This window comes from Mycoplasma sp. 744, assembly GCF_034863305.1.
Taxonomy (GTDB): Bacteria; Bacillota_I; Bacilli_A; order Mycoplasmatales; family Metamycoplasmataceae; genus Mycoplasmopsis.
The window spans coordinates 16,640-36,380 of the sequence record NZ_JAYFFF010000001.1 but is presented as its reverse complement, the minus strand read 5'-3'; the positions used below and the strand labels follow the sequence as shown (position 1 = coordinate 36,380).

13 protein-coding genes, 3 tRNA genes and 1 other RNA gene are annotated in these 19,741 nt (G+C 22.8%); 5 read left to right on the top strand and 12 right to left on the bottom strand.

Going from position 1 to position 19,741, the window contains the following annotated elements:
• The first annotated feature begins 66 nt into the window (after positions 1-66).
• Entirely contained in the window at positions 67-4,431 is a 4,365-nt protein-coding gene (locus VBM87_RS00230; protein WP_323176867.1) for a PolC-type DNA polymerase III, read from the top strand.
• Positions 4,432-4,498: 67 nt separating this feature from the next.
• Positions 4,499-4,774 (top strand): 30S ribosomal protein S20, encoded by a 276-nt coding sequence (rpsT, locus tag VBM87_RS00225; protein WP_323176866.1) that lies wholly within the window; start codon positions 4,499-4,501, stop codon positions 4,772-4,774.
• A 56-nt stretch (positions 4,775-4,830) separates the two neighbouring features.
• Here the strand turns inward: rpsT and pyk are convergent, their stop codons facing one another.
• The 8 genes from pyk to VBM87_RS00185 all read right to left on the bottom strand — a co-directional run bounded on the left by pyk (position 4,831) and on the right by VBM87_RS00185 (position 16,186).
• A complete protein-coding gene (gene pyk, locus VBM87_RS00220) occupies positions 4,831-6,258 on the bottom strand; it encodes a pyruvate kinase (protein ID WP_323176865.1) in 1,428 nt (475 codons plus the stop codon).
• A 75-nt stretch (positions 6,259-6,333) separates the two neighbouring features.
• Positions 6,334-7,713 (bottom strand): MAG1430 family protein, encoded by a 1,380-nt coding sequence (locus VBM87_RS00215; RefSeq protein ID WP_323176864.1) that lies wholly within the window; start codon positions 7,711-7,713, stop codon positions 6,334-6,336.
• 9 nt (positions 7,714-7,722) lie between these two features.
• A complete protein-coding gene (yihA, locus tag VBM87_RS00210) occupies positions 7,723-8,304 on the bottom strand; it encodes a ribosome biogenesis GTP-binding protein YihA/YsxC (RefSeq protein ID WP_323176863.1) in 582 nt (193 codons plus the stop codon).
• A 1-nt stretch (position 8,305) separates the two neighbouring features.
• Entirely contained in the window at positions 8,306-9,493 is a 1,188-nt protein-coding gene (locus VBM87_RS00205; protein ID WP_323176862.1) for an acetate/propionate family kinase, read from the bottom strand.
• A complete protein-coding gene (locus tag VBM87_RS00200; RefSeq protein ID WP_323176861.1) occupies positions 9,486-10,460 on the bottom strand; it encodes a phosphate acyltransferase in 975 nt (324 codons plus the stop codon). The genes VBM87_RS00205 and VBM87_RS00200 overlap by 8 nt, the downstream gene beginning before the upstream one ends.
• Positions 10,461-10,462: 2 nt before the next feature.
• Positions 10,463-11,344, bottom strand: coding sequence for a bifunctional 5,10-methylenetetrahydrofolate dehydrogenase/5,10-methenyltetrahydrofolate cyclohydrolase (locus VBM87_RS00195; protein ID WP_323176860.1), 882 nt, complete (start codon positions 11,342-11,344; stop codon positions 10,463-10,465).
• Position 11,345: 1 nt separating this feature from the next.
• A complete protein-coding gene (locus tag VBM87_RS00190) occupies positions 11,346-13,856 on the bottom strand; it encodes a valine--tRNA ligase (protein WP_323176859.1) in 2,511 nt (836 codons plus the stop codon).
• A 77-nt stretch (positions 13,857-13,933) separates the two neighbouring features.
• Positions 13,934-16,186, bottom strand: a complete 2,253-nt coding sequence (locus VBM87_RS00185) for an MAG1360 family OppF-related protein (RefSeq protein WP_323176858.1) — start codon at positions 16,184-16,186, stop codon at positions 13,934-13,936.
• Positions 16,187-16,227: 41 nt separating this feature from the next.
• Between VBM87_RS00185 and ssrA the strand changes: the two genes are divergently transcribed.
• Positions 16,228-16,603: a transfer-messenger RNA gene (gene ssrA, locus VBM87_RS00180) on the top strand.
• Positions 16,604-16,731: 128 nt separating this feature from the next.
• Here ssrA and VBM87_RS00175 read toward each other — a convergent pair.
• Positions 16,732-16,806: transfer RNA gene (locus tag VBM87_RS00175), tRNA-Gln, on the bottom strand.
• Between the two features lie 3 nt (positions 16,807-16,809).
• Positions 16,810-16,893: transfer RNA gene (locus VBM87_RS00170), tRNA-Tyr, on the bottom strand.
• A gap of 145 nt (positions 16,894-17,038) precedes the next feature.
• Between VBM87_RS00170 and gap the strand changes: the two genes are divergently transcribed.
• Positions 17,039-18,046, top strand: a complete 1,008-nt coding sequence (gene gap, locus VBM87_RS00165) for a type I glyceraldehyde-3-phosphate dehydrogenase (RefSeq protein ID WP_323177034.1) — start codon at positions 17,039-17,041, stop codon at positions 18,044-18,046.
• 28 nt (positions 18,047-18,074) lie between these two features.
• Here gap and pgsA read toward each other — a convergent pair whose 3' ends face one another.
• Both pgsA and VBM87_RS00155 read right to left on the bottom strand, forming a co-directional pair.
• Positions 18,075-18,710: a CDP-diacylglycerol--glycerol-3-phosphate 3-phosphatidyltransferase gene (gene pgsA / locus VBM87_RS00160; protein WP_323176857.1), complete on the bottom strand. Its 636-nt coding sequence runs from the start codon at positions 18,708-18,710 to the stop codon at positions 18,075-18,077.
• On the bottom strand, positions 18,703-19,269 hold the full coding sequence (locus tag VBM87_RS00155) for an MHJ_0274 family protein (RefSeq protein WP_257075864.1): 567 nt from the start codon (positions 19,267-19,269) through the stop codon (positions 18,703-18,705). The genes pgsA and VBM87_RS00155 overlap by 8 nt, the downstream gene beginning before the upstream one ends.
• A gap of 104 nt (positions 19,270-19,373) precedes the next feature.
• Between VBM87_RS00155 and VBM87_RS00150 the strand changes: the two genes are divergently transcribed.
• Positions 19,374-19,463, top strand: a tRNA-Ser gene (locus tag VBM87_RS00150).
• Positions 19,464-19,741: the final 278 nt, after the last annotated feature.

Here is a 19,741-nt window from a genome sequence, read left to right as displayed (position 1 = left end):
TATTTTTTAAGTAGTTATTTTATCTTTAATTGAAATATTATAAAAAGTTTTGGTAAACTTAAAATTATGAATTCAATAAATAATATTAAAGAGTTATCTCAAACTTTAAATATTTCTTTTCCTTCTTCTTTTAATAATGCATTAATAACTTCAGTAAATTTAGATGAAGAATCTAATAAAATATATATTGATATAGCGTTAAATCAATTAACAAACTATGAAGAAATCCAATCTTTAAAACAACAAATTATTAAGAAGTATGAGAATAATGTATTTTTAAATTTTAGTTTCTCAGATGAGCAATATCAAAAAGAATATATTTATAATTTTTTGCAAAGTACAATTAAGAAAAGTAAATATGCAATGTTTACTAACATTAATGATTTCATACATTTTAACAATGATAATTTATATCTAATAACAATAAAAACTAATAATATTGATAATGAAAATCAAAAAAACAAAATTAAAGAATTGTTCAATAAACTTATAAGATGAGGTTATGATAAATTAACATATGAATTTAAATATATAAATTTAGACAATTCATATAAAGAAACAACAAATTTTTTGTATAGTGAAAAAGAAATTCTTAAATATAAAGAAGCAAAAAATATTAAAAAAAATGAAAATGATTTTTCTTTTTTTACTAATAATAAAGTTAAAATTGATACATTACAATATAAAAATAATACTAGGTATAAAAATATGAAATTATCTGAAATTAAACAATTGGATAATAATGATCATTTTATAGAATCTGAAGCTTTAATATTTCAACAAGATTATAAATTTTTACCCAATTCAGAAAATAATAAACATTTATATATTTTTTGAGTTACCGATTTTAATGATGGATTACAGTTGCAATTATTTACTAAAGAACCTTTAAGTCAAGAAGAAAAAAATATTTTAAAAGATAATAATTGAATTAATTTTAAAGGTAAGTTAATTTCTAAATTTCAAAACGATAAATATTCTCAAATATTATATTTATCAGATTTTAAAATAGCAGAAAATGCTAAATTAAATAATATAGATGATTATGCTGGTAAAAAAAGAATTGAATTACATGTAAGTAGTAAAATGAATACTATGGATGGATTATTAAATCCAGAAGAAATTTTAGAGATTGCAAAAAATAACAATATGGTTGCAGTAGGGTTAATGGATGCAAATGGTTGCCAAGCCTATCCTAAATTTTTCGAACAAGCTAAAAAAATAGGTATTAAACCTATTTATGGTACAGCATTAAGTTTTTTAACTAATGATTTTAATATTGTCAATGGTGACAAGAATGATAATAGAAATTTGAGAGATTTAAATTATGTATCCTTTGATATAGAAACGACCTCTTTAATGCCACGATATGGCAATATAATTGAATTTGGTTCTATGGATATAGAAAATTTAAGATTAAAAAATAGTCAACAATTTTTTATTAAAACTAATAAATTACTAAGTGATTTTACAACTAAATTAACAGGCATAACTAATGAGGATTTACTAAATGGCTTACCAGTAATTCAAGCATTAGAAAAAATTTATGATATTTTAAATAATAAAATTGTTGTAGCTCATAATGCTAAATTTGATTTTAATTTTTTAAAACAAAAATTTTTAGAATACAACAAACCTTTTCCAAAATTTACTATTATTGATACATTGAAAGTTTCAAGAATATTATTTGAAGATACCAGAAAACACTCATTAAAAGCTTTAGCTAATCATGTAGGTATAGATTACAATGACGAAGAAGCGCATAGAGGTGATTATGATGCTAAAGTTTTAGCTGAAGTTTGAACAAATTTAATTACGCTTTTAGAAAAGAAAAATATTATTACTCTTCAAGATTTAGCTAATTATAAAAATGATTCGTTGATTCAAAGAGAATTTACTTATGAAATTAGCACAATAGCAAAAAATAATTTTGGATTAAAAGAACAATTTGAATTATTAAGCAAAACATTAACTAATGAATATTCAAGTTCACCTAGAATATTTTTAGAAGAAATTAAGAAAACAAAAAATTTATTATTAGGTTCTTCTACTTTAAAAAGTAGATTAATTGAAGATTATTTTTTTAGCAGTGATGAAGTTTTTGAACAAACTTTAGATATATATGATTATATAGAAATTCCCGCTCCACAAGTTTTTGATCATTGAATTGCTTATGATTATTTAACTAAAGAAGAACTTTACAAAGGTTTAAAAGATATTATTTTCAAAGCTAAAAAAAGAAATAAAATTGTAATAGCAACTGCAGATGTCAAATATTATACATTGCACGATAAACAGGCATATGAAATAATTGTTTATTCCAAAGGTATAAATAACGTCAGACATTATTTATATGATTATGCTAAAGCAAAAGAAAATAAATTAATTATTCCCACGCAAAATTTTTTAACCACTAAAGAAATGTTAGATCAATTTAGTTTTCTTGATGATAAAAATTTAATAAATGAAATAGTTATTGAAAATACTCATTTAATTTCAGAAATGTGTGAAGATATTGAAGTAATTAAAAAGGATTTGTTTAAACCAAATTTCGATAATTCAGAATTAAAACTACAAGAATTAGTTTATAAGAATGCATATGAAAAATATGGCAATCCTTTACCAAAACATATTTTAGAACGAATACAAGCAGAATTAACACCAATTACTACTCATGGATTTTCAGTCATTTATTGAATAAGTCATGTATTAATAAAAAATTCTTTAGACAGAGGTTATATAGTTGGTAGTAGAGGATCCGTAGGTTCTTCATTAACTGCTTATTTAGCTAATGTTAGTGAAGTTAATCCACTGCCACCTCATTATTTATGTAAAAAATGTAAATATTTTGAATTAAATTCAAATATTGAAATAACGTCAGGTTTTGATTTAGATACAAAAAATTGTCCTAATTGCAATGTCTTATTAGATACAGATGGACAAAATATTCCTTTTGAAACTTTTTTAGGTTTTGATGCGGACAAAGTACCTGATATAGATTTAAATTTTTCAGGAGAAATACAACCTTTAATTCATAACGAGATTAGAAAATTATTTGGCGAAAGCAATACTTTTAAAGCTGGAACAGTGCAAACGGTTGCGGATAAAACTGCTTATGGTTATGTTAAAAATTATTTAGAAGAAACTAAACAAGAATTTAGTGAAGTTTTAATTAATTATTTAGCAAATAAAATAAAAGATTTAAAACGTAATACTTCACAACATCCTGGTGGTATTATTATTGTTCCCAAAGAATACAGCGTATATGATTTTACTCCAATTAATTATCCAGCTAATGATGTTGGAGCAGAATGAAAAACAACTCATTTTGATTATAAAGCTATTCATGATAATTTATTAAAATTGGATATATTAGGGCATGATAATCCTACAATGATTAAATTTTTAGAAAAAACAACTAACATAAAAACATCACAAATACCTAAAAAAGATTCGAAAATAATTTCATTATTTAGTTCTCCTGAAGCTATGGGAATTAAATCAGAAAATATTAACGGAGAAAAAACTGGAGCACTAGGTATACCAGAATTTGGTACATCTTTTGTTAGAAGAATGTTAGCTTCTTCTAAGCCTAAAACTTTTGCTGATTTAATTTCACTTTCTGGTTTATCTCATGGCGAAAGTGTATGAACTAATAATGCGGAAGATTTAGTTGTAAAAAACGGCTTTAAATTAAGTGAGGTTATATCTTGTCGTGATGATATTTTAGTTAATTTAATGAAAATTGGAGTGGATCGTACTAATGCTTTTAAAATAATGGAAAAAGTGAGAAAAGGTAAAGGTTTGTCATTAGAAGAAGAAGAATTTTTAAAAAAACATAATGTTCCTACTTGACAAATAGATAGTATGAAAAAAATAAAATACATGTTTCCTAAAGCACATGCAGCTGCTTATGTTTTAATGGCATGATGAATAGCTTTTTATAAATTGAATTATCCTTTAGAATTTTATGCTTCATATTTAAGTATTAGACCTGATAATTATGAACTTGAAAGTATGATAGACGATAAATATGGTAATAAAGTACTTTTAAAATTAAAAGATTTGAAAAAACAAGAATCACAAAAAATTATCAGCAGTACACAAAAACAATTAATACCTGTTTTCGAAATAATACAAGAAATGTATGCAAGAGGGTTTAATATTGTTAATATTTCATTAGAAAAATCATTAGCAAATGATTGAATAATTGATAATAAAAACAAATGCTTAATACCACCTTTTATTGCTGTTACTCAATTAGGTCAAGCTGCGGCTGAATCCATTGTACAAGCTCGTAGAGAAAGTAATTTTATTTCTATAGAGGATTTTAAGAAAAGAACTAAAATTAATTCAACTCTTTTAAAAAGATTAAAAGATCTTGGTGTTTTTAAAAATTTAGATGAAACTAATCAAATGAAATTGTTTTAATTTTTTTGTGTATAATATTAAATGATTTTTCTATAAAAATTATATACAGAAAAAGAAGGAGGTTATAATGGCTAACATTAAATCTAAAGTAAGAAGCATTAGAAAAATGGAAGAATTTAGATTGCGTAACAATGCGATGAAAACTCGTGTACGTAAGGCAATTAGAGCTGCTCGTGAAGCTATTTTAGCAAAAGATGAAAATGCAAGTGAATTAGTAGCAAGAGCTCATTCATTAATTGCTAAAGCTGTACAAAAAGGTACTTTCCACCCAAATAAAGGTGCTAGAAAATCTTCTCGTTTAGATAATTTTGTTAATGCTCAAAAAGCTAAAGAACAAAACTAATAACCTCAAAATTTCATTTAATAATAAAAAGCGCTTTTAAAAGGCGCTTTTTATTATTATCATTCTAATAATTCTTGATTATCTTGGTAAATTAAAATTTTATCATTTGATTCGAGTTTAAAGGTATTAAATAATTCCTTTACATTGTTAATATTATTTTTAACTTTACTAAATAATTCTTCACTATTTAAAATAGGTCATACACCATAAACTACTCCATATTTAGTAGTTAATTCATTTTTATCTAAAACAGGAATAATAATTGTATTTGGTCTATATTTTGTTAATTCTTTAATTATTTCTGGATATTGAGTAACTAATACAAGATATTTATAATTATTATTTTTAATTTTAAGTGCTAAATCGTGTGCGAGTTTTTGTGTAAATTCGCAATTGCAATTACTTTTAGAAGCTTTATTAAATTCTTTTTCATAATTATCAATTTGATAAAATTCTTCTTCAGCTCTTTTGTTTATTGTAGACATTGTTTTTACAGCCAATTCTGGGTATTTTCCTGAAGCGCTTTCTCCAGAGAGCATTGTTGAATCGGCTCCTAATTCAGTTGCGTGATATACATCTGTTACTTCAGCTCTAGTTGGGTGAGGATTATTTTCCATTGAATCCAACATTTGTGTAGCTACAATAACATATTTACCAGCCTTACGACATTTTTCAATCATCATCTTTTGAACTACTGGTACTTCATAATAAGGTATTTCTAAACCTAAATCGCCTCTAGCTACCATTATACCATCAACTTCTTCAATTATTTCATCTATATTATTTACACCTAATTGACTTTCAATTTTAGCAATAATACCAATGTTTTTTCCATTATTTTCATTAAGAAGAGTTCTTAATTCTTTTACGTTTTGTGCAGAATTTACAAAAGAAGCAGCTACATAATCTATTTTTTCTTTAATACCGAATAAAATATCATTTTTATCTTTTTCACTAAGAAATGGTAAAGAAAAATCCACGCCTGGTAAATTAATTCTTTTGTTTGTTTTTAAATAATGATTGTTAAAAGTTTTTACTTCTACTAAACCAGATTCAACACTAATTACATGTGAAGTTAATTTTCCATCATCAAAAAGAACAATATCACCTACTTTTAAATCTTGAGACATATCATAAGAAACAGTAATTTCATTATGAGTACCTTCTAATTTTGAATAAGCTTCAGAAGTGGTGTGAACTTTTAAAATTGTATTAGCTTGAATTTGTTGTCCACCATCTTTCATTTTGCCAATTCTAATTTCTGGTCCTTTAGTATCCAACATTAATGATATAGGAATGTTTAATTCTTTTGAGATTTGTTTAGCAATATCAAATTTAGCTTTTTGTTCTTCATGTGTTCCATGACTAAAATTACCTCTTACACATGTTGCACCAGCTAAAATTAATGATTTCATTACTTCATAATTTTCAGATGCTGGCCCAATTGTAATTACTAATTTACTTTTTTTATTAATCGTAAACATTTTTCCTCACTTTATTATTTTTGTAATTCATTTATATATTTTACTTTTTAATTAAGTTATTTTTAAAAAGATATTTTAATTATTACTATTTTTAAATGTTTTTTCTAACGTGTAAGTTCCAATAAATGATAATATGCCGTTTAAAGGACTTTTATTTTTTAATTCTATTTTAAAAGCAAAAGTTGCACTACCTGTTTGATTATTATAAGTAACTAAAGGAGTATTTCGATTTTTTTCTTCTGTTTTGATGGTGCCTGTTAAAGGATCATTTAAATAATATTCAACACTATAATTAATTTGGTCTTCTTGAGAAGAATTTAGAATAAGGTCTAATGGTTTATATAATCCAGTTGCAGTATTTTTTTGAATATCATTGCTATTAGCATTTTGATAGTAAATTAAATTATCTTCATTTGGGACACTTTGAGATAAATCTGCATTATTCAAAATATTTATTTTAACTTTGGCTGCCATAGCTTTTAGTTCTTCAAAATTAAATTTAATTAACTGTTGTTGCGGAGTAATTATTTTTAAGTTTTCAACTGCAAATAAATTTTCTATTGAAGCAACCGGTACAATTTTTTCTAAATAATAATTAATTAGTAAATTATTATTATCCACTTTAGTAAATCAAATACTTTTATTTTCATTTATTAGATAATGGTTTTTATTTTGATAATTTTTTATATCATATTTAATTAATGATTTTAATTGTTTATTATTTTTCTCAATTTCAATTTCATTTTTTTCATCTTTTTGTGGTAGTTGTAAAAATAAAATGTTTAAGTTAGGTATTAAATTTTGTGAATAGTCTATATTTAATTTTTCTGTAGCTTGAAAATCTCAAAGACGATAATTAATATCTGTATTTTCAATTTCACTGTTTTCGTATTTTTTAAATCCATCAATTACATAAATAAATTGTTTCATTAATTTAATTCTTTCGTTTTGAGATGAAAAATTATTATTATTTTTATTTTCTAAATAAACTTTAAGAAATAATTTCCCCTCTTTATCATTAGCAAAAGATTGATAATAAATATTATATTTACCATCGAATGAAGAATTAAATAATATATCAATTGGTTTTTTATCCTTTTGTTCTAAAACAAAAATTTTTTCATTAGATCTTTTTTTATTGCCCTGAGCAGGATTTATTTCTAATTGTTCATGTCAAAAAGCACTATTATTTTTATAATTAGGATCCTGAATTTGGTTTTCTTGAAAAACTTCTTTTGAAGAATAAACAAATTCACTAGCAAAATGTTTTGTCAAATCTAGTTTAGAAATATTATTAGTATCATAATTAATTTTAAAATGATAATTTTTCATAATATTATCTAATTTGTCATTTTGATTTGTTTGAACTGTTAAAAAAGTTAATCCAGTAATAGTAATAATTCCAGCAGTAATACCGCTTATTAAAAGTCCTAATTTTAATTTAAATCTTTTCATTTGTATTCCTTAGTTATATAACAAATGATCAATGTAAGTAATTAATTCATTTGTATTTATATTTTTTGTAGAAGAAATAAAAAAAACATTATTAACAAAATTTAAAAAATTGTTATTAATTAATTCATTGTGTTTTACTATTAATTGATGTTTTTCTTTTTGGTTTAATTTATCTATTTTAGTATAAATAAGATCAATGGGTCAATTAATGGATCTCAAAAAATTAATATATTTTATATCAGTGTTAGTAATACCAGTTTTAGAATCAATTAGTCATAATAAATGTTTTTTAGTATTTTTATCACTTAAAAAATTAAAAATATTTTGTAGCATTAAAACTTGTTTATTTTTAGCTAATTTTGCAAAGCCATATCCTGGCAAATCTACTATGATTTTATCATTATTGTCAGTAAAATAATTAATAAATTGAGTTCTTCCAGGTTCTTTAGATACATAACTAATGTTTTGCCCTGTAATAGTATTTAAAAGCGAACTTTTACCTACGTTAGATTTTCCTCATAAACAAAGTTGTAATTCAGTTGTATTTAATCAATTTTCTTTATCAGGAGCCGATTTTACAAATTTTCACATTTTATAATAATTTAATCATATCTTGAGCAATCATTAATTCTTCATTTGTTCTAATTACAAAAATTTTAACTTCACTATCATTAGCGCTTATTAAACTTCAATCTTTAACTTTATCGTTATTAATTTTTTGATCAATTTTTATTTTTCTAAAAAATAATTTTTCACAAACTTCTTTTCTTAGTTCAGATTGATTTTCACCAACTCCGGCTGTAAAAACTATAGCATCAATTTTATTTTCTAACTTATTAGCATAATTAGCCACATAATCAACAATTTTTTGCACGTATAAATCATTAGAAAATTGAGCTTGTTTATTGCCTTCCGCTATGGCTCTTTGAATGTCTCTTGTATCATTTGAAAATTCAGAAACGCCTAATAAACCTGACTGTTTATTTAAAATGTTTGTTACTTCTTCAACAGATAATTTTTCATTTTTGCAAATAAATTCAATAATTGAAGGGTCAATATCGCCTGTTCTAGTACCCATCATAATTCCAGCTAAAGGAGTAAAACCCATTGAAGTATCAATTGATAAACCATTTTTAATAGCACAAATACTTGCACCACTACCAATATGTAAACTAATAATATTAGGTTTTTTAATATTTAAAATTTCTGATACTTTATTTTTAATAAAATTGTGACTTATTCCATGAAAACCATATTTTTTAATATTATATTTTTGTGTTCATTTGTAAGGAATAGGATAAATACTATTTAAAAGTGGAATACTTGAGTGAAATGAAGTATCAAAAGAAGCTATTAAAGTTGCATTTGGCATAACTTCTTTAAAAGCATTAATGGCTTGTACTGCTCCAGGATTGTGCAAAGGAGCATATATTGAACATTGATTAATTAATTCAATAGTTTGATTATTTAAAATTGTACTTTTATTAAAATAAGGACCACCATGTACGACTCTAAAACCAATAGAAAGTATTTCATCAATATTTTCAATAACTTTTAATTCAGATAAAAAAGTTAAAGTTTGTTCTACTGCTATTTGATGATTACTTAAAATAAGAGTTTTTTCATAAACTTGATTATTATATTTAATTGTTATTTTACTATCGGTTAAAAATATTCTTTCTGTAAGAACATTTGCAATAACATTTAAACTATTTTTTTCAAATAGTTGCATTTTAATTGAACTACTTCCAGCATTTACCACTAGCAATTTACTATTCATTTTCACTCCTTAATTGATAACTAGTTATTAAAATTGTATTTATTATATCTTTTAAATTAGCGCCTCTCGAAATATCTGTAATAACTTTATTTGTTCCTAAAATGAAAGGACCATAAGCGTTAAATTTAGCTAATTGAGTAAGAGATTTATAACAAATATTTGCAGCTGCTAAATTAGGAAAAATAAAATTATTTATTTTTTGAAAAGAAATATTTCTAATCTTTTTTTCTCAAATTATTTTATTTATTGCTGCATCAAATTGTATTTCTCCAATAGAAAAAGAATTGCTTTGTTTTTCAAAAGCCTGTGCAGCGTTAAAAATTTTTAAATTATTCTTAGTTTGTGCACTGTTTAAAGTAGAAAAACTTAAAAATGCAGTTTTGGTTTTTATATTTAAATTTTGCAAAAATTTTGTTGATAATTTTGCAATGTTTATAATTTGTTCTTCAGAAGGTTCTGGTATTACAGCAACATCTGTAAAGTTAAATAATTTATTTTTTTTATGTAATAACATAGCAGAAGTTAATGTTTTTTCTTCTGTTAAATCTAATACATCTAAACAAGCCTTTAAAATTATATTAGTTGGTGTATCAATACCTCCTATTACAGCATCAAAAAAATTATTCTTTAGTAATAAAAGAGCTTGTATTGAATAAGTTAAAACTAATTTTAAAATATTTTGATGGTCTAAATCAAAAATTTGATTTTTTTGTAAAGTTTTAGTTTTTTTAATTTGAACATAATAATTAATTAATTCTTTAATGTTATTAGAATTAGCTTCTCAAATTAAATTATTATTTATGTCATAAATATTATTATTCTTTTTTAAAAAGAATAATTTTAAATTAGTTTTTTTATAAATTTTTTTAGCAGCTTTGATGAATAAAGGATTTTCACCTTCTATAAATAAAATTTTACTAAAATTATTTTTTGTTTGTAATTTAATAGTTTTTAAGATACTATTCATATTTAATTTATTAAATCTAAATGATGTCTAACAGCTAAAGCTAAATTTTTAAATAAACAAACAACAGTTAATGGTCCGATTCCTCCTGGTACAGGAGCTAATCCGCTAATATAATTTTCTAAATTAGTTGTATCAACGTCACCAACTAATTTTAAATTACCATTTTCTTGTTGTACATAAGTAGTTCCGACATCAATAACAATAGCATCTTCCTTTAAATTATTTTTTTTAACTAATCCAGGAACTCCAGCTCCAGAAACAACAATATCATTTGTTTCTAATCCTTTAATTGTTGATTTTTTATTATAAGTAGAAAAAATTGAATTTTTGCTTGCCATTTTTTTTAATAAATGTGCAATTGGTTTTCCTACTAAAGCGGATCTACCAACTATGCCTATTTTTTTATTATTTAAATCTATGTTATAAAATTCTACTAATTCTTTAACAGCTAGTGCAGTAGCAGGAACAAAATGAAAATAATTTAACATATCTTTTTCATTGTAAAAACTAAATTCATTTTTGCTACTTAAACCATCGATATCTTTATCATATCTGACACTATCAAGAATTACCTTACTATGGATTGTTTCAGGAACGGGTAATTGTACGATAATGCCATCAGCACTTTCGTTTATAGAATCAATTTTTTTAAGTAAAATTTTTTGGTTAATGTTTTCTTCAAATTTATATAATTTCGCTTCAACGTTTAATTCTTGAGCTTTTTGAATTTTATATTGTATATATTTATTTGAAGCGTCATTGTCACCAATTTGAATAATTGCTAAAATAGCTTTTCTTCCTAGAAGTTCATTTAAAAAAATAAATTCTTTTTTTAATTCTTCTGTTAATTTGTCAGTTATTTCTTTACTTTTATATAATTGCATATTAACATTCCTTTCCCTTGAGTAAATCAAGCTCTTTTTGATATGCTAATAAGTTATTTTTGTACATTTGTAGTTTATTTTGTTCTTCTAAAATTTTATTTTTAGGAGCTTTTAATAAAAATTGTTCATTTTTTAATATATTCTCTGCTCTAGTAATTTCATTTAAACAAAAATCAATTTTATTGTTTAAATCTTTAAAATAATTATTTTTTTGTTCATCATTCATAAGAATATATAACTTGATATTATTTTGAGCGATTAGAAAATCTCTATTGTCTTTGATTTTAGCATTAGCTAATTTATAAATTACTTTTAAATCAAAATTTGTTAATAAAATGTCAGGATAGAAATAAATAATATCTTTTTTACTAATTTGCTTAGTTTCTCTATACTTACGAAGTAAATCTACTATTTTAAAAACATTTTCTAAATCGCTATGATTACTTCTTTTGCGACATTTCATTTTAACTTTTTGAACATTTTGCTCTAAAATTTCTTCTTTATATAAAGTTTCAAATAAATAATCAGTTAAAAAAGGCATAAACGGATGTAAAATAATAAGAAGTTTTTTAAAGTTTTTTAAAATTTCTTTTTTATTAACTGAAACTTTAAGTACTTCAATATATCTAGAAGAAAAAATATCATTAACAAATTTTTCTATTTCTGCTCCTATTATTGTTAATTCATATTTATTCATAGCTTTTATTATTTTTTGTCTAAGTTCATGAATTTGATCTCTTATTCATTGATCTGCAGGATTAAATTCATTTTCATCATTTAAATTTTCAATGAAACGAGCAATATTTCAAATTTTATTAGCAAAATTTCAACTCTTTTTTAAACCTTCTGTGGAAAAATTAATATCTAAACCCGGAGTAGAATTTGTAACTAAATATCATCTTAAAGAATCGGAACCATATTCTTTGATTAAATCCATAGGATCAACACCATTATTCAATGATTTAGACATTTTTCTTCCTAATTGGTCTCTTACTAAACCATGAATTAAAATATTTTCAAATGGTTTTTTATTCATTAATTTTAAACTTAAAAAATACATTCTTGCGACTCAAAAGAAAATTATGTCATAGCCTGTTACTAACAAATTAGTAGGAAAATAACGTTCTAACATTTTATTTTCTGTAGGTCAACCTAAAAAAGAAAATGGCGTTAATGCACTACTAAATCATGTATCTAATACATCTTCATCTCTTTTTCAATCTTCGCCAGGAGATTCTATTTGCACCTTAATTTGATCATCTTTATATCAAGCAGGAATTTGGTGACCTCATCATAATTGTCTAGAAATAGTTCAATCATGAGCATTTTCCATTCATTTTATCAATGTTTCTTTAAATCTTGAAGGAAATATATTGACAGCATCAGAACTATCAAGATGATTTAATAATTTTTCTGATAAATCTTTCATTTTAACAAATCATTGTGGTCTAACTAAAATTTCAATTGGAGTATCTGATCTTTCTGAATAGCCTACATTAGAAATAATTTTTTCTATTTTTAATAATAAGTTATTTTTTTCTAAATATTCTTTAATTACTTTTCTTGCATTTTCTCTATTTAAATTATTAAATTCTTTTATATTAGAAATAATTAAACCTTCTTGATTTATCGTCTCAATAATTTCTAAATTATGTTTTTTAATTAAATCAATATCAATTTCAGAATGAGCTGATAATTTCATTAAACCACTTCCAAAATTTATATCAACATATTCGTCAGCTATTAATGGAATAATCTTTTTAGTTATTGGATGAATAATTTTTACATTTAATAGGTTTTTATATCTATGATCTTTAGGGTTATATACTACTGCTACATCGCTTAAAAGAGTTTCCGGTCTAGTTGTTGCTATTGTTAAATATTCTGAACTATTTTCCAAGTAATATTTAATATAAAGCATTTCTTGTTCAACACTTTTATTAACTATTTCTATGTTAGAAATAGCTGTTTTTAATTTAACATCTCAATTAATTGCTTTAACATCACGATATATTAAATTTTGATTATATAAATCAATAAAAGTTTTATTTACTGCAATATTTGATTTTTCATCTAAAGTAAATCTTTCTTTTTCATAATCTAATGAAAGTCCTAGTGCTTGTCATTGTTTTCTAAATTTGGCTGCATATTCTTCTTTTCAGTTTCACACTCTTTTTAAAAATTCTTCTCTTCCTAAATCATATTTAGTTAAATTTTCATTTTGTAATAATAAATTTTCTATTTTGCTTTGTGTAGCTATTCCTGCGTGATCCATGCCAGCTATATAAAAAGTATCATAATTTTCCATTTTTTTAAATCTTAAAATGGTATCTTGTAAATATGTATCAAACGCATGCCCTATATGTAATATTCCTGTTACATTAGGAGGTGGTAATAATACTACAAAAGGCTTTTTAGTGTCATCGTGAATACTAAAATATTTTCTTTTTATTCATTTTTTAGCTATTATATTTTCAAAGTTTTCTGGCGAATATTTAATATCAAGTGACATATAATTTGCTCCTATATTTGTAAATAATTAGTTCTTATAATTATATTATTTTTTTATTAATAATAAAAAACAAGCTTTTAAGTTTGCTTGTTTTTATCCTGTTTAGCAATAAAAAAACTAGTATTTTCCAAAGGATTTTGTAAATCGTAATTATAGTATTGTGTTTTTTGATTTAAATCAGCTTCGCTTGTAAAAGCAAAAGAAATAGTTTCTATATCTTTATTTTGAATTGAATTAACTATATTGTTGTAATTGGTTATTACATAGTGTTGTGTACTTATCTCATAATTATCAGTTAAAAAATATTCACTTAATTTCATATTTTTTGTTAAATAATAATTATTAGTATTTTGCTCTTTATTAAAATTATAAAAACTGTTATTTAAAATTTTATTGGTATTTCCATATTCTAATTCTCTATTTTGAGAAAAAAGATACATTTGTTCAAATAAATTTTCATCTAACAATGAGTAACGATTTGTAATAAAAATTAATGTAATATTGTATTTTTTACATATATTTTTAATATTTACTAATTCGTTTTTAATATCTCAATTAGGATTATCTAATATAAATAATAAAGAAGGTTTTTCCATTATAAAGGATAAAATTATTAGTTCTAATTTATCTTTAAAATTAATATCATTATTCAAATTTATGATTTTATAAAATTCAATTTTTGAATCATAAATTATTGTAAAAAAATTAGACAAAATTATTAAATCATAAATTAATTTTTTACTAATTTTTTTATTTTGAAAAATAATATTTTTATATTTAAGTAAAAAATTAATTAATGGAATAAATGAATAATAATGAACTATTCTTTTTTTTAATTCAAGAACTAATGAATTATTATCATTATTTTTTACAATTTTGTTATAAAAATTTTTATATTTATTCATTAATTGTATTAATAAATCATAAAATAAATCAATATTATCCAAACATTTTTGATTATTTTTAATGCTTTTAATTAAGTTTATTTCAATATGTTTGTTTTTTCATTCGTTTTCTATTTTTAAATCAAATAATTTAGCTTGTAGTTTTGTAAAATTATTTTTATCTTCAATATTTACATAACTTATAGTTTGTTTTTTTTTGTGTATTTTTAATTCATTTTTTAATGAAATGATTTTATCTAAAATATTTTCTAAATTTCTTTCATTTTTATCTTGATAGCGTTCAAAATTAAAATAAAATTTTTCTTTAATTGTGTGCTTAATTGCTTTTTCAAAATCATTTCCATAAATAGAAAGATTGTTTGAAATGAATAGTTTTACGTAAAAAGCTAAATCATAATGGAATAAATTAAGAGTTTCTTTATTCATTTGAATAATAATATTTTTATGTTTTTTTATTAATTTAATTAAAAAAGAAGAAATTGCAAATTTTTTATACAAAATATAATATTCGGAACTATTTTTATTAACATATTTTAATAATTGTTTTTTTATAAATAAATTTTTTCTATATCAATTTAATATAGCATTATATTGTGAAGAATTTTTTAGTTCTAAATTATTTTTTAATAAATTCTTATAGAAATTTAATTTAGTTTGTAAACTTTTTTGTTCAATTTCATTGATTAAAAAAGTCTCTCCTTTTTTATTAATAATTTCTAGATATTTTAAATTATCATCTAATAATTTAATCTGAGTATCACCTAAAAAGTCTTCAGCATTTTTAGTTTTATTAATAAAAAAATTTAATTTTTGATTTAATGAATTTAAAATATTGAAAATAAAATTAAAAATTTCTTCTAATAATATATCGTTTTCAGCTAACAAATTAAAAATTTTTGGATCCTTATTTAATAAATATTCATCAATAGTTACTTTGAATTTTTTTATAGCATTATCTAATCGTTCGATAAAATAATTAATTTTTTTATGATTAGATTCCATTGAATTAAAAATAATTTTTTTAATTAAGTTTTTATACTTATAAAATGTTTTTTCAACTAATTTAATTTTTTCTAAATTTATTTGATAATTTTTTTTAAAATCAAAATATTTAAATAAAATTGGAGTGATTTGTGAATTATTGTTCATTTTATTTAAATTTATTTCTTTTACATAATTAAGAATTTTTTTATTTTTAAAAATATACTCACTATTATTTTTATTATCTAGTATAAAATTACAAATAGCTTTTTTAGAACTAATTAATTTTTTTATGCAATTATCTTGGAAAAAAAAATTATTTTGATCTTTAATATAAAAAACTGTAGAAATATTTTGGTAAATATTAATTTTTTTAATTGCAAAATAACTATTATTAAATCGTTCAAAATAATTTTCAAGAGAAAATAATAATTTTTTATCCATAATAAAAGTATAATAAAATTAAATAAAAAAAAATTAAAAAAGGGGATGAAAAGGCTTCGACATACTAAAAGTTTATTATTCATCAGTAGTGTGGTAGACTATAATACTTCTAGGCTTTATAATCGCAAAAGATAAAAAAGTTAAAGAACTTAATGTTCAAAATTTATTAGTTGCACAAAGTGCAATGCAATCAAATCTTGTATTTGCTTAGTCAAAAGCTACAAGTGGCTTATAAGATTTTAACCTTGAATCTTCTAAGTTGGCTAAAAAGGTGAAGTTTGAAATTGATTTAATTTCATTACTTGTTATTTTGTTTTCTTTTTTAAAACAAGTAATTACTTAAAAAGAAATAAACTGTAAAAAGTGAGTTTTAAGTTTTTATTATGGACACGGGTTCAACTCCCGTCATCTCCACCATATGTTTTTAAAATAAAAAACACAACTTAATAAATAATTTAACAAGTTGTGTTTTTTATTTTAAAAATTTTAAATATCAAAAAAAAAAAAAAAAAAAACGATAAACGTTTTTTCATTTAATTATGATATGGCTGCCCCAGTTAGATTCGAACTAACGCATGACGGAACCAAAACCCGTTGCCTTACCGCTTGGCTATGGGGCAATATGGTGGAGGGGGAGGGATTCGAACCCCCGAACCGTGAGGAAGTGGGTTACAGCCACCCGCGTTTGGCCGCTTCGCTACCCCTCCATAAGCATTAATATTATACTATGAAAAAAATAATTTTTAAAAAATATTTATTTAAATAGAAATTAATTTAATAATATTTATTTTTTGATTTATTTTATAATTAAAATGAATACAAAATATTTTAATTGAATATAAAGGAAATAATATTATGAAAAAAATTGCAATAAATGGTTTTGGGAGAATAGGACGTTTATTCTTTCGTCAACTAATTGACCAAAAAAATCATGATTTAGAAGTAGTAGCTATTAATGATTTAACTGATCCATCTATGTTAGCTCATTTATTAAAATATGATACTTCATTTAGACAATTTAATGGAAATATTGAAGTAAAAGAAAAATCAGTTGTAGTAAACGGAAAAGAAATAGCCATATATAGTGAAAAAGATCCAGAAAATTTACCTTGAAAAGAATTAGGAATTGATATAGTAGTCGAATGTACTGGTTTTTTTACTAAAAAAGAATTAGCTAATAAACACATTATAGCAGGAGCAAAAAAAGTATTAATTTCTGCACCTGCAGGCTCAGATGTAAAAACAGTAGTTTATAATGTTAATCATGAAGAACTTACTCAAGATGATTTAATTGTTTCTGCTGCTTCATGTACAACTAATTGTTTGGCTCCAGTTGTAAAAGTTTTAAGTGATAATTATGGTATATTAAATGGTTACATGACAACTGTTCACTCTTATACTGCAGATCAAATGTTACAAGATGGACCACATCGTAAAGGTGACAAAAGAAGAGCAAGAGCTGCGGCAGCTAATATTGTTCCTTCTACTACTGGCGCTGCCAAAGCAATTGGTTTAGTAGTTCCAGAAGCAAAAGGTGTTTTAGATGGTGCTGCTTTAAGAGTTCCAACAATAACTGGTTCATTTGTTGATTTAACTGTTGAATTAAAAACACAACCTACAGTTGAAGAATTAAATAAAAAATTCGCAGAATCTGCTAATGAATCTTTTGAATATAATACAGACGAAATAGTTTCTTCTGATGTTATTGGTTCACACTATGGTTCAATATTTGATGCTACATTAACTAAAATACAAGAAGCTAATGGCAAAAAATTATATAAATTATTTGCTTGATATGACAATGAATCTTCATATGTTGCACAATTAGTTAGAACAGCTAATTATTTGGCTAATTTATAAAAAAATAAAAAATAGTATTATAAAAATACTATTTTTTATTTACAAATTTAATATAAGGTTGTGCTTTTTTATAATATTGTAATGCACTAATTCAAGCAAGAATGGCAGCACAAATTAAAGGAATATTAATAATAAATTTAATTCAAATTTGGTCTAAAACATTAAATCAAGCACTAAAAATAATAAATATTAAAATAATAATAATACCAATAGTAATTAAAAAAGTTTTTCATTTGGCTGTTTTAATGGCTGCAACATCAATTTTATTTTTACTCATTACTACTCTTAAGGCCGCCACAAAAGAATCTCTTATTAAAAATAAAGAAAAAATAAATGCAATAGTTCATTCTTTCATTACAATGCCATAAATAAAAGCCAAAGTAGTGATGATTTTATCAGCAACGGGATCTCATAATTTACCAAAATTAGAAACTAAATGATATTTACGAGCATATTTACCATCAAAATAATCTGTAGTCATTGCAATTAAATAAATAACCATGAATAAAATAGTAAAAACAGTAGTTAAAATTTTAGATTGATAAGTTTGAAGAAAAAAAGTCATAACTAAAATAATAAATAAAGGAATTGCTAATAATAATCTTATTAAAGTTAAGATATTAGGAAGATTATAATATATTTTTTTATCGTGATTTTTATTCATTTTTTTGAAGCTCCATAGTATAAAATAAATTAATTTCTGTCAATGCTTCTTGATATTCATTTGATGTATTATCAATAAAATTTGTTTCAATTAATTGATTTATTCTTTGCAAAACATTTTCAATTTTTTTATTTCATAAATTACTTCTTGTATCTCTTAATTGAATATATAAACTTAGTAAATCATTTTGACTATCTGCATTAACAATATATTCTTTAAAATTTTTATCTGAAGCAAATGTATTTAAAAATTTATGTGCTACATCAACTATTTGACCCATTTTATATTCACCAATTGAAGGTTCAAATTCTTGTATTAATTGATTATTTTTATCAATTAATACTTTTAATTTAGCTAAGTATATTTTTTTAAAATATGATGCTCTATTTTCAAATTCGATTTTATCTTTTTTCATTTTATTCTTTTTCATTTTGTTTTTAATTGAAGAATAAATAAGAAATATGATGATAATGACAACAACTACACCTAAAATAATTCAAGTGCCTGCTCCGCTGAGAATATTGCCAATATTTTGTGTGGTAGAAGGATTAGTTTCCATTATGTTCCTTTCTAATATTTAATTATTATATTATATTAATTTATTTCTTTTTTTATTCTTATATTTGTATTAGTCTAAATAATGCAATATAATATTTTTATTAACGGTGGTTGCTTGAGCGGTTGAAAAGGGCGGTCTCGAAAACCGTTAACGTTGTAAAACGTTCAAGGGTTCAAATCCCTTACCATCGGCCATATAAAATTTATAAAATTGACACATTTTTAAAGAATTGTAAAATGTGTCAATTTTATAATAATAATTCTTATTAACTTTAATGCCATTGATTAAAAAAAAGTTAAATAACAAATTGAATCATAAATTAATTTAACAATATCACTAATATTTGTTACTTTAAAAAATGTAAAAAAAAATAGATAACTTGATTTGAAAATTTTAATATATATAATGAAACCAAAGAAATAAATATGTTAATAAAATATTAATTTTTAATTGGTTGGATATAACAACACAT